Source organism: Mesorhizobium sp. B2-5-13 (assembly GCF_006440535.1).
Classification (GTDB): Bacteria; Pseudomonadota; Alphaproteobacteria; order Rhizobiales; family Rhizobiaceae; genus Mesorhizobium; species Mesorhizobium salmacidum.
The window spans coordinates 38,429-50,401 of record NZ_VFUI01000015.1 but is presented as its reverse complement, the minus strand read 5'-3'; the positions used below and the strand labels follow the sequence as shown (position 1 = coordinate 50,401).

The 11,973-nt window shown below is 63.2% G+C and carries 11 protein-coding genes; 4 read left to right on the top strand and 7 right to left on the bottom strand.

Annotated elements, in window-relative coordinates; translation table 11 throughout:
* Positions 1 to 98: 98 nt before the first annotated feature.
* Together FJ434_RS21915 and FJ434_RS21910 are read left to right on the top strand one after the other, a co-directional pair.
* A complete protein-coding gene (locus FJ434_RS21915) occupies positions 99 to 716 on the top strand; it encodes a DUF2155 domain-containing protein (protein WP_140751226.1) in 618 nt (205 codons plus the stop codon).
* A 63-nt stretch (positions 717 to 779) separates the two neighbouring features.
* The gene (locus FJ434_RS21910) at positions 780 to 1,163 is read left to right on the top strand and encodes a hypothetical protein (protein ID WP_140711859.1); all 384 of its coding nucleotides are present in this window, start codon (positions 780 to 782) and stop codon (positions 1,161 to 1,163) included.
* A gap of 10 nt (positions 1,164 to 1,173) precedes the next feature.
* Here the strand turns inward: FJ434_RS21910 and aat are convergent, their stop codons facing one another.
* The 6 genes from aat to FJ434_RS21880 form a co-directional block, all read right to left on the bottom strand.
* Positions 1,174 to 1,791 (bottom strand): leucyl/phenylalanyl-tRNA--protein transferase, encoded by a 618-nt coding sequence (aat, locus tag FJ434_RS21905; RefSeq protein ID WP_140508804.1) that lies wholly within the window; start codon positions 1,789 to 1,791, stop codon positions 1,174 to 1,176.
* Positions 1,792 to 1,817: 26 nt separating this feature from the next.
* Positions 1,818 to 3,161 (bottom strand): acetyl-CoA carboxylase biotin carboxylase subunit, encoded by a 1,344-nt coding sequence (gene accC, locus FJ434_RS21900; RefSeq protein ID WP_015318039.1) that lies wholly within the window; start codon positions 3,159 to 3,161, stop codon positions 1,818 to 1,820.
* A gap of 10 nt (positions 3,162 to 3,171) precedes the next feature.
* Entirely contained in the window at positions 3,172 to 3,633 is a 462-nt protein-coding gene (gene accB, locus FJ434_RS21895) for an acetyl-CoA carboxylase biotin carboxyl carrier protein (RefSeq protein WP_140508805.1), read from the bottom strand.
* 26 nt (positions 3,634 to 3,659) lie between these two features.
* On the bottom strand, positions 3,660 to 4,094 hold the full coding sequence (gene aroQ, locus FJ434_RS21890) for a type II 3-dehydroquinate dehydratase (RefSeq protein ID WP_140751224.1): 435 nt from the start codon (positions 4,092 to 4,094) through the stop codon (positions 3,660 to 3,662).
* A gap of 143 nt (positions 4,095 to 4,237) precedes the next feature.
* On the bottom strand, positions 4,238 to 5,095 hold the full coding sequence (locus FJ434_RS21885) for a DsbA family protein (protein ID WP_140751222.1): 858 nt from the start codon (positions 5,093 to 5,095) through the stop codon (positions 4,238 to 4,240).
* A gap of 63 nt (positions 5,096 to 5,158) precedes the next feature.
* Positions 5,159 to 6,553 carry a M48 family metalloprotease gene (locus tag FJ434_RS21880; protein ID WP_140751220.1) on the bottom strand — a complete coding sequence of 465 codons (1,395 nt, stop codon included), beginning with the start codon at positions 6,551 to 6,553 and terminating at the stop codon, positions 5,159 to 5,161.
* Between the two features lie 147 nt (positions 6,554 to 6,700).
* Here FJ434_RS21880 and FJ434_RS21875 point away from each other — a divergent pair, with 147 nt between their 5' ends.
* Positions 6,701 to 7,849, top strand: coding sequence for an aminotransferase class I/II-fold pyridoxal phosphate-dependent enzyme (locus tag FJ434_RS21875; RefSeq protein WP_140751218.1), 1,149 nt, complete (start codon positions 6,701 to 6,703; stop codon positions 7,847 to 7,849).
* Positions 7,850 to 7,853: 4 nt separating this feature from the next.
* On the top strand, positions 7,854 to 8,780 hold the full coding sequence (locus FJ434_RS21870; RefSeq protein ID WP_140508812.1) for a glutaminase: 927 nt from the start codon (positions 7,854 to 7,856) through the stop codon (positions 8,778 to 8,780).
* A 97-nt stretch (positions 8,781 to 8,877) separates the two neighbouring features.
* Here FJ434_RS21870 and FJ434_RS21865 read toward each other — a convergent pair whose 3' ends face one another.
* Positions 8,878 to 11,808 carry a ribonuclease E/G gene (locus FJ434_RS21865; protein WP_140751216.1) on the bottom strand — a complete coding sequence of 977 codons (2,931 nt, stop codon included), beginning with the start codon at positions 11,806 to 11,808 and terminating at the stop codon, positions 8,878 to 8,880.
* Positions 11,809 to 11,973 lie beyond the last annotated feature (165 nt).

Here is an 11,973-nt window from a genome sequence, read left to right as displayed (position 1 = left end):
TCGCCACAATTGGTGTTTAGCTGCTTGCTGATCAGAAAACGGCGACTAGCCTTGGCGATCGACGGAATCACCTGGGCGCGAACCACCGGTACCCCTGCATGAGCTTTTTCAACCTGATATCGACAGGCGGTCTGGCGCTAGCCGCCAGCCTCGCCGTCAGCACCGTCGCCTTTTCGGCTTCACCCGCACCTGCACCCGCCGCTCCGGCGCCGACGGTGCCCGCGGGATCGGATCGCATCACCAACCCGGTCGCCGAGTTCGCTGGCATCGACAAGATCACCGGCCGCATCATTACTTTCGATGTCTATATCGACGAGACTGTGCAGTTCGGCGCCCTGCAGGTTACGCCACGGGTCTGCTATTCCAGGCCGGAGAACGAAGAGCCGAAGACCGACTCCTTCGTCGAGGTGGACGAGATCACGCTCGACCGCAAGATCCGCCGCATCTTCACTGGCTGGATGTTCGCCGAAAGCCCGGGTCTCAATGCCGTCGAACATGCCGTCTATGACGTCTGGTTGAAGGCGTGCAAGCAGAAGTCGGATGTGCCGGCGCCCGACGCTGGCAAGAGTGGTGCGACCAAGGCCGACGGGGCGAAGACCGACGCTTCGAAGCCAGCCGCAACCCAGTCTGCCTCGGCCAAGCCAAAGCCCACGGTCAGTCCGGACGCGGCACAGCCCGACGACGCCGCGGAACCGGCTACGACGGACACCAACTGATCTCTTGGAACCGCCATGGCTGGCGCGCGTTGGACAATCACCACGCGCGTGGAGGACACGCCAATGTCGGACAGCAAGCGGATCATGGCCAACAAGGCCGAGTTGCTGGAACTCGAAAAAGGGTTCTGGACGGGTGACGCTAGCTACTATGCTGCCAACGTTGATACCGAATGCCTGGTAGCGTTTCCGCAGATGGCACAGGCGATGGACAATGCCGATCTGGCCAAGACCGCAACCAAACCCAACCGCTGGCGCGACCTCGACATCGAGCTCAAGGGAATAATCGAACCCGGTAGCGATATTGTCATGCTGACTTACGAAGCGCGCGCGACGAGGGAGAATGGCGAGCCCTATGCAGCGCTGGTCAGCACCGGCTACGTCCATCGCGCCAACGGCTGGAAGATGATGTTCCATGCGCAGACGCCGCTGGCGGCCACCGCCAAATAGGCCTTGATCCCTACGGAAAAAACACCGCTTCACCTTTCAGCGCGTCGGCCAGCATCTTTTCGTATTTGCCGCGCGGCACGTCGACGGCGCCGAAGCGCTTGAGGTGTTCGGTGGTGAACTGCGTATCGAGCAGCGCGAAGCCCCGAGCCTTCAGGCGCTCGACGAGATGCACCAGGCAGGTCTTCGACGCGTCCGTCTCCTTGGAAAACATGCTTTCGCCGAAAAACACCCGCCCAAGCGAGACTCCATAGAGCCCGCCGACCAGACGCCCCTCGCGCCAGGCCTCGACCGAATGGCAGTGCCCCATGCGGTGCAACTGCACGTAGGCCTCGCGGATCGGCGCATTGATCCAGGTCGAGCGGCGCTCTTCGCGCTTCTCGGCACAACCGTCGATCGTCGCCTCGAAATCGAAGTCGAAACGAATTTCGAATGCGTGCTTGCGGATCGTCTTCTTCAGGCTTCTGGGTATGTGAAAACCTGCGAGCGGGATGATGCCGCGCGTCTCCGGCCGCACCCAGAAGACCTCCGGATCACCAGCACTCTCGGCCATCGGAAAGACGCCCGAGGCGTATGCCTTGAGCAGAAGGTCGGTGGGAATGCGATAGCCTGGCGCGTAGGGTCGGGTCATCGCGTCATCATAGCGCTAAGTTGGGGCTATTCGCCCTTGGCCAGATATTTTTCCAGCCAATGGATGTCGTAGTCGCCATTGGCAATGTCGGCATTACCGACGAGATCGCGAAACAGCGGCAATGTCGTTTTGATCCCGTCGACGACGAACTCATCGAGCGCCCGCCGCAGCCGCATCATGCATTCGACGCGGTTGCGTCCATGCACGATCAGCTTGCCGATCAGGCTGTCATAGTAGGGCGGGATCTTGTAGCCGGAATAGACACCGGAATCGACGCGGATGCCGAGGCCGCCGGGCGTGTGGAAATGGGTGATCGTGCCGGGCGAGGGGGTGAAGGTGCGCGGATCCTCGGCGTTGATACGGCATTCGATGGCGTGGCCGTTGAACTTGATGTCTTCCTGCTTGACCGAAAGGCCGCCGCCGGAAGCGACGCGGATCTGTTCGTGGACCAGATCGATGCCGGTGATCGCTTCCGTCACCGGATGCTCGACCTGGAGGCGCGTATTCATCTCGATGAAATAGAACTCGCCATTCTCGTACAGGAACTCGATGGTGCCGGCGCCCGAATAGCCGAGATCGGCAATCGCCTTGGCGCAGATGCCGCCGATGCGCGACCGTTCCTCGGCGTTGAGCGCCGGCGAATTGGCCTCTTCCCAGACTTTCTGGTGGCGCCGTTGCAACGAACAGTCGCGCTCGCCGAAATGCACGCCGCCGCCGAAGCCGTCGCCGAACACCTGCACCTCGATGTGGCGCGGTTTCTCCAGATATTTCTCGATGTAGACCGCGTCGTCGCCGAAGGCCGCGCCGGCTTCCGAGCGCGCCGTCTGCAGGGCGATTTCGAGGTCTGCCTCGGTATGCGCCACCTTCATGCCGCGTCCGCCGCCGCCGGCCGACGCCTTGATGATAACGGGATAGCCGATCTCGGCGGCGATGCGCCTGGCTTCCTTTTCTTCGGTCACCGCGCCATCGGAGCCGGGCACCACCGGAATGCCGAGGCGCTTTGCCGTGCGTTTGGCCTCGATCTTGTCGCCCATGATGCGGATATGGTCGCCGGACGGGCCGATGAAGGTGATGTTGTGCGCCGCCAGGATGTCGGCGAACTTGGCGTTCTCCGACAGGAAGCCGTAGCCCGGATGCACGGCGTCGGCGCCGGTGATCTCGCACGCCGCGACGATCTGGTGAATGTTGAGATAGCTGTCGCGCGACGGCGGCGGACCGATGCACACGCTTTCGTCGGCGAGCCTGACATGCATGGCGTCAGCGTCGGCGGTCGAATGCACCACCACGGTCTGGATGCCGAGTTCCTTGCAGGCGCGCAGCACCCGGAGCGCGATTTCGCCGCGATTGGCGATGAGGATCTTCTGGAACATCAGGTCCGCTCTACTCGATCACGACGAGCGGCATGCCGTATTCGACCGGCGTCGCGTCCTCGAACAGGATCGCCGTGACAGTGCCGGCGCGCGGCGAGGGGATCTGGTTCATTGTCTTCATCGCCTCGATGATCAGCAGCGTCTGGCCTTCCTTGACCTTCTGGCCGATCTCGATGAACGGCTTTGCGTCAGGAGACGGCGCCAAGTAGGCGGTGCCGACCATGGGCGAAGGGACGGCGTTCTTCGACACGTCGACAGCGGCCGGGGCAGCCGCCGTTGCAGATTGGGCGGCCGCTGCCGGCGCATAGGCCGGTTGCGGTGCGGCGATCGCATGGACGGTGGGCGCCTGCCGTGACACCCGAACCTTCAGGTCGCCGAGTTCAACCTCGATCTCGGTCAGGTTGGTGTCGTTCAGTATGCCCGCCAGATCGCGGATCAGTTGCTGGTCAACACCGGTCTTCTTTATCGACATTTTCGAGCCTTCTGTTTGTTGGCCGGTCATAGGCGTGCGGCCAGCGCTTGCAGCGCCAGCGTGTAGCCGAGCGGCCCAAAGCCACAGATCATGCCGACAGCGACCGGCGCGACCATGGAGACGTGGCGGAACGGTTCCCGCGCGTGAATGTTGGAAAGGTGAACTTCAGCGACCGGCAGTGGCGCGATCGAGCGGATGGCGTCGTGGATGGCAATCGACGTATGGCTGTAGGCGCCTGGGTTGATGACGATGCCGGCGGCCTTGTCGCCGGCTTCCTGGATCCAGTCGACAAGCTCCCCTTCATGGTTCGACTGGCGGAAATCGATCTCGATGCCAAGCGATTTGCCTGCCTGCCTGCAGTCGTCCGCGATGGCCGCGAGCGTCTTGCCGCCATAGATGCCCGGCTCGCGCTTGCCGAGCGCGTTGAGATTGGGACCGTTCAGGACGAAAACCGTTTTCAAGAAAGCCGACCTTTTCCGGCGCCGGCGTCAAGCCGGCGCGCTGGGCCTCTATACCGGGCATAGTCGTCTGCGGAAAGAGCGCAAGTGCGTTCTTTCACTGTCCACAACACGCCGAAATGCGCCCGTGAAAAACCGCTCGCCGGTCAAAGCGCGGCTTTCGCCGCCTTGATCTTTTCGGCGAGCACTTCCTGCCCGAGTGCCCCGAACACAACCTCGTTGCCGACGACGTAGGAAGGGGTTCCGGTGATCTGCAGCTTATTGGCAAGATCGTAGGTCTTGGAGAAGGCCTCGGGGATCGACGCGTCCTTCATCTTCTCGCGCAGCGTCGCCTCGTCGGCGCCGAGCGAAAGCGCGATCTTGATCGCTGTTGCCTCGGTGGCGCGCCCCTGGCCGCCAAGCAGCGCATTGTGGAACTCGCCGTACTTCTCCGGCATCATCAGGTGGAACGCCATCGAAACGACGCTGGCCTTCTGCGAATCCGGGCCGAGGATCGGGAATTCCTTGAGCACGAAACGCAGATCCGGATCGGACTTGGTCAGGGCCCGCATGTCCTCGATGGCGCGTTTGCAGAAGCCGCAATTGTAGTCGTAGAACTCCACGATCGTGGCCTTGCCGTTCGGATTGCCGACGACGCCGTCGAAGGTGGAGTTGAAGATCTGGTCCTTGGCGTTCTTGATGACGCCGAGCGCCGCGAGCCGCTGTTCCTCCTTCTGCTTGGCCTCGAGCGCGTCCTGCACTTCGAGCAGCACTTCCGGATTCTTCAGAAGATAGTCGCGGATGATTCCCTCGACCTCGGTGCGGTCGATTTTGGTGTCGGCCCCGGCCGTCTGGACAGGCTGTGCCGTCTGGACAGGCTGTGCCGTCTGGACAGGCTGAGCCGTCTGGACAGGCTGTGCCGTTCCGGCCTTCGCAATTTGCGGACTGCCGGCCACGAAACCGAAAGCCAGCATGGCAAGGGCGACCGCAACCCCCGTGGTGCCCAGCAGCAGTGCCTTTTTCATTGTTCTCGTTCCTTCTGCCTGTTTTCCGGTCTGTCGCAGCACGCGGCCGGAGGGTTCATGAGATTACTGGCTCTTGCCTGATGATTTGTAGTTTATGATGTCCTGGGCGCGTATCCAGCGTGGCTCACCGCGCTTCATCTGCTGTTGCGCCCGCATGGCGAAGATCTTCGCATCCTTGTAGTCGCCGGAATAGAAATGGCCTTCGGCGGTGGCAAGCTCGGCGCCCGGTATGTCTCCCAGCTCGCCGTAAGCCTGTGCCAGATAACGATAGCCGGTGGAATTTTCCTTGTCGCGCCCCAGGCCATTGTTGATCTGCACGACAGCTTTCTTGAGCGAGTCGGGCGTGCCGACCGCCATCAGCGCCTGGCCAAGCGAGACAGGCAGCAGGCCGGACCGTGCCGGATCGAGGCTGACCGCCTTGGCGTAGGCGTCGGCCGCATCCTTGGGCTTGTTCGCTTTCATCAATATATCGCCGCGCAGTTCCTGGAAGTAGGCATTCTTGGGCTGCGCCTTGATCAGGGCGTTGGTCTTGGCGAGCGCCGAGGCGAGATTGCCGTAGAGATAGGTCGACTGGGCATCGCCATAGAGCGCCGCCATGCTGCCCCGCATCTTTTGGATCAGCCGCGCCGCGGCGGCCTGGCCCTCCATGTAGACGGCAATCTTCACCCGCATCATGTCGTGGCGCTGCTGCAGCGTCGGCGGGTCGAGCTTGTCGACATTGGGGCTCTGCTTGACCAGCACTTCGAGGTTGGCGATGCGGTCCTGCGGCATGGGATGGCTGATCCGGTAGGGATCGACTTGCGCGCCCGACAGCGACAGCGCTGTCTGGAAGCGGTGGAAGGTCTTCAGCATGCCCATGCCGGACTGGCCGGTGGCGTTGAGATAGGTGATGGCCGAGCGGTCGGCCGTGATTTCCTCGGTGCGCTGATAGGCGAGGATGCTGCGCTGCGCCATCTCGCCGCCGCCAGCCGCCACGCCCATGCCGGCGCCGGCAAGGCCGCGGCTGTTGGTGGTCGCACCGGCAACCATGGCGCCGGCACCGAGCAAGCTGGCGATGATGGCCATTGTCTTGGCGCGTTCGAGCTGTTCGCGCAGTTTCTGCTGGTGGCCGCCGGCGATATGGCCTGCTTCGTGCGCGATGACGCCGATGATTTCGTTCGGCGTCTCAGCCGTCATCAGTGCGCCGGTGTTGATGAACAGCCGGCGCCCGGTGACGAAGGCGTTGAAGCTGGAATCGTTGACCAGCACGATGTCGATGCCGTCATTCGCGAGCCCGGCCGCCTTGAAGATCGGCCGTGCATAATCGCGCACCAGAGCTTCGATCTCGGCGTCGCGTACGACTGGCACGCCCTGGGCGAAGGCGGCCACCGAACCGGCCACGGCAACTGCGGTGGCAAGCGAAATCGTCGCGAAGACACGCGCCGCGTTGGCAATCGTCGATCTGGGTCGGCTCAACATAATGTGTCCACTGGTAGACGAGCGGGCGAAAGATGAAAAGTCGGCGCCTGAAAAACTTCCTCAACTTGTGATCCTCACATCAATCGGGCATTTGTGCGGCGCATGCGTCAGGACCTGGCGCGCTCAATCCTCGGGACAGGGGTAAAAATGGTCGTTTCGCTCTCCCATCGCGGCAATGTCGAGCCGTTCCACGCCATGGATGTGCTGGCCGAAGCGAACCGGCTGAAGGCCCTAGGCATACCGGTGATCTCCATGGCGGTTGGCCAGCCATCCGATCCAGCGCCTGTACGGGTTCGCGCCGCCGCGGCCAAGGCACTGGAGGATGGACGCATAGGCTATACCGACACCTTGGGTCTGGCCTCGCTGCGCAAGGCGATTGCCGGGCACTGCGCGGATCATTATGGCCTCGATGTCGACCCCGGCCGGATCGCGGTGACCACCGGATCGTCGGCGGCCTTCAATCTTGCCTTCCTGGCGATGTTCGATCCAGGCGATCGGGTCGCCATCGCCGCTCCCGGCTACCCCGCCTATCGCAACATCATGGCAGCCCTCGGCATCGACGTGGTCGAAATCGAGCTCGGTGACGCGGCTTATCTGCATGCCGGCCATCTGGAGGCCGCGCATCGCGAGAAGCCGCTGAAGGGCGTGCTGTTTGCAAGTCCGGCCAATCCGACCGGCGCCGTCATACCGGCCGACGAGCTGGCGATCCTGGTCACCACGGCGGAGTCGCTCGGTATCGCCGTCATTTCCGATGAGATCTACCATCGGCTGGCCTATAGCGCCCCCGACACCACGGCTCTCGCCTTTAGCAACAGCGTGACTGTGATCAACTCTTTCTCGAAATACTACTGCATGACCGGCTGGCGCATCGGCTGGATGGTGTTGCCGGACGAACTCGTGCGCCCCGTCGAACGCATCGGCCAGAGCCTCTACATCTCGCCGCCGGAGCTGTCACAGATCGCGGCGATCGAGGCCTTTGCCGCAACCGAGGAATTGGAGGCGGTAAAACGGCGCTATGCCTGGAATCGCGAGCTCTTGATGAAGCGTCTCCCGGAGCTGGGTTTTCCCCTGGCGGCACCCATGGATGGCGCCTTCTATGCCTTTTGCGATGTCACCCGGCACAGCAATGACAGCATGGCCTTTGCCCGCAAGATGCTGGCCGAGGCGCATGTGGCGGCGACGCCCGGCCGCGACTTCGACACTCGGGCGGGGCACCGCACGATGCGGTTTTCCTATGCCGGCAGCCACGACGACATGGTCGAGGCGATGGCGCGCATCGAACGCTGGTTGAGGTAACGCCATGCCGCTCGAACAGGCGCTGGCGGAAGTCGCGGCGGAAATGGCTGAACGCACCGATCGCGGCGATGTCGCGACCTATATTCCCCAATTGGGCAAGGTCGATCCGAAGAAATTCGGCATCGCGGCCGTTACCAATGACGGCCGCACGCTGGTGGCCGGCGATGCCGACCAGGCTTTTTCGATCCAGAGCATCTCGAAGGTGTTCACCCTGACGCTGGCGCTCGGCAATGTCGGCGACGCATTGTGGAAGCGGGTGGGGCGCGAGCCCTCCGGCAACCCGTTCAACTCGATTGTCCAGCTCGAGCATGAGAACGGCATTCCGCGCAACCCGTTCATCAATGCCGGCGCCATCGTCATTTCCGACATCCTGCTTGCAGGCCACCAGCCGCGCGAGGCGATCGGCGAGATCCTGCGCTTCATCCAGTTCCTCTGCGACGATGAGACAATCATCATCGACCGCGAGGTCGCGGCGTCGGAACGCGCCACCGGCTACCGCAACTTTGCGCTCGCCAATTATATGAAATCCTTCGGCAATCTCCATCATGCGCCGGAACTGGCGCTGGGTGTCTATTTCCACCATTGCGCCATCGCCATGAGCTGCCGACAGTTGGCGATGGCCGGCCGCTTTCTCGCCAATGGCGGCAAGAACCCGGCAACCGGACATTCCGTGGTGTCGGCGGAGCGGGCGCGGCGCATCGGCGCCATGATGCTGACCTGCGGCCACTATGACGGCTCCGGCGATTTCGCCTTCCGTGTCGGTATCCCCGGCAAGAGCGGCGTCGGCGGCGGCATATTGGGTATTGTGCCGGGTGTCGCTTCGCTCGCCGTCTGGTCGCCCGGCCTCAACGCCAACGGCAATTCCAAGCTGGGTTCGCTCGCGCTGGAAAAGCTAGCCAGGATGATGAACTGGTCGATCTTCGCGCCATAGGGATCACGACCTGCCGGATATGAAAAATCCCGCGCCGTTCGTTTCGATCGGCGCGGGATTGTTTTTGTTAGAAAACCAATTCAAGCACTTGAAAAACTTAGAAAAAGCCTTTCCGCTGCCACCAGCCGGCACGCTTGGGCTTTTCTTCGGTCTTGGCTTCCGGCTCATCGGCGACGGTCGAGGAAACCACCGGTACGACAGGTGTATCGGCGGCTGCCGCCTTGCGGCGTGATGGCCGGGCTTTCGGTGTCTCTCCGGCGACCGCCGCCTCGTCCGATGCCGTGGCTGGCGTTTCGGCGAGTGCCACTTCCGCGGTCGGCTCCCCGGCGACGGCCTCGGCTGCTGCCTTCTTCGGCTTGGCTGCGCGGCGTGGCTTCTTGGGCTTCTCGGTGCTTGGCACCTCATCGCTGACTGGAGCCGCCGGTTCTTCGACGGCAGCGGCAGCCACCGGCTCGATCGCCGCAGGCTCGCTCAGGGAAGCGTCAGCTTCGGCAGGCTCGGTCGTTTCGCCTGCCGCCGCCTCGGTCTCGCCTTCACCGTCTTCGCGACGATTGCGCTTGCCACCGCGCTTGCCGCGCCGGCGCTTCTTGCCCTGGCCATCGTCGGATGCTTCCGCCGTTTCGACGGTCTCGCTTGCGGCGACCGCAGCCTCGTCGTGTGCCTCGGCATCGTCATGGTCCGCCGCGCCTTCCGACGCGGTGAAGCCGTCATCCGACGTGGAGAGGGACGCGCCGTCCGTCGGGGCGCCATGCTCGCGTTCGCGATCCTTGCCGCCGCGCCGCCTGCGACGCTTGCGGCGCTTGCGGTCGCGGCCTTCGCCTTCCTCGCCGGATCTGGGCTGCTGATGCTGTGACGGCTGGGCGTGCCGTGGTTGCTCGGCCGGTACCGGTGCTTCGTCATCTTCCTCGACAACGACAATCTCGTCCTCGGGCTCTTCCGGCTCGACATAGGCCGGCAGGCTGCGCGCCTCGACGAAGCCTTCCGGCTTTTCGGCCAGCGCGCCGCGGAAGATCGCGTAGTGCTGGGCACCGACCGCATCGTCGGCCTCGATGGTGACGGTCAGGCCGAAGCGGCTTTCCAGTTCCACCAGCGTGCCGCGCTTGTGGTTAAGCACGTAGAGCGCGGTCGCGGCCGGCGTGCGCACCGTGATGTGGCTGCGCGAATCCTTGAGCAGGAACTCCTCGATCGCCCGCACCACCATCAGCGCCACCGACGAATCGGAGCGCACATGGCCGGTGCCGCCGCAATGCGGGCACGGCTTCATGGTCGATTCCAGCACGCTGGCGCGGATGCGCTGACGCGACATCTCCATCAGGCCGAAATGCGAGATGCGGCCGACCTGAATGCGGGCGCGGTCGTTCTTGAGGTGATCCTTAAGCCGCTTTTCGACGGAGCGGTTGTTGCGGTTCTCCTCCATGTCGATGAAGTCGATGACGATCAGGCCGGCAAGGTCGCGCAGCCGGAGCTGGCGGGCGACTTCCTCGGCCGCTTCCAGATTGGTGTGGAGCGCGGTGTCCTCGATCGAGTGCTCCTTGGTGGAGCGTCCCGAATTGACGTCGATGGCGACCAGCGCTTCGGTCTGGTTGATGATGATGTAGCCGCCGCTCTTTAGCGTCACTTGCGGCTGCAGCATGCGGTCGAGCTGCGCCTCGATACCGTTGCGCACGAAGATCGGCGTCGTGTCACGGAACGGCTGAACCACCTTGGCGTGGCTCGGCATCAGCATGCGCATGAAGTCCTTGGCTTCGCGATAGCCCTCTTCGCCGGAAACCAGGATCTCGTCGATGTCCTTGTTGTAGAGATCGCGCACCGAGCGCTTGATCAGGCTGCCTTCCTCATAGACGAGGGCAGGGGCCGTGGACTGCAGCGTGAGACTGCGCACGTTCTCCCACAGCCGCATCAGATATTCATAGTCGCGCTTGATCTCGGCCTTGGTGCGGCTCTCGCCGGCGGTGCGCAGGATGACGCCCATGCCTTGCGGCACTTCGAGATCGGCAACGACTTCCTTGAGGCGCTTGCGGTCGACCGCGCTGGTGATCTTGCGCGAAATTCCGCCGCCGCGCGCTGTGTTCGGCATCAACACCGAATAGCGGCCGGCAAGAGACAGGTAGGTGGTGAGCGCCGCCCCCTTGTTGCCACGCTCCTCCTTGACGACCTGCACCAGCAGGATCTGCCGGCGCTTGATCACTTCCTGGATCTTGTACTGGCGGCGCACCGGCTTGCGGCGGTTGCGCACTTCCTCGAGCGCGTCCTCGGCGCCGACCGATTCGATCTCATGATCGTCTGGATGGGAAGAGGATACCTCCTCGAGCATCCCGCGATCATTGTCGGAGGAAGTGGCCTCGCTGCCCTGTTCCGCCTGCGGGACGGGTTCGGAAATCACATCGCCTTCGACGGAGGCGGCGATCGACTTGGGGCCTCCCTCGCTGGCCTCGTTTTCATCCTGTTCGGAAGAACCACCGTCATGTTCGGATGCGCCGGCGTCTTCCGAGGCATCGGACGCGTATTCCGCGGTCCCTGAAACGTCGGACATGTCCTCGGCTACGGCATCCGGGCCATTGTCGTTGTTTTCGTCTGTTTCGCCGGCGGCTTCGTTTGCCTCGCCGGAATCGGCCGTGCCGGCATCGCGTCTGTTTTCACCACGGTCGCGGGTCTTGCCGCCGCGCCGGCGACCGCGCCGTCCACGATCCCGGCTCTGGCGATCGTCGCCTTCGCCGTCCTCGTTCTCCTCGTCCTCGGCCTCCTGCGCTTCCGCACGCAGCAGTGCCTGACGGTCGGCGACCGGAATCTGGTAGTAATCGGGGTGTATTTCACTGAAGGCGAGAAAACCGTGACGGTTGCCGCCATATTCGACAAAGGCTGCCTGAAGGGAGGGTTCGACGCGCGTTACGCGGGCGAGGTAAATGTTTCCTTTGAGCTGCTTCTTGTCCTGGGATTCAAAGTCGAATTCTTCGATACGGTTACCGCGTACGACGACTACGCGTGTTTCCTCCGGGTGGGAGGCGTCTATCAGCATTTTGTTGGGCATTATTTCGTTTCCCCCCGGCAGCCGTCAGCCGCAGCTGGCGGGGCAAAGCCCGCTGCTGTGTGTCTGGATGAGAGTGGGTGCCGGATAATTGAACGTCCGCCGGACGCTGCCTGCGTGTCATGGCGGTGCCGCCCGCAGCCATATTGGCGCGGTTTGATGCGGACC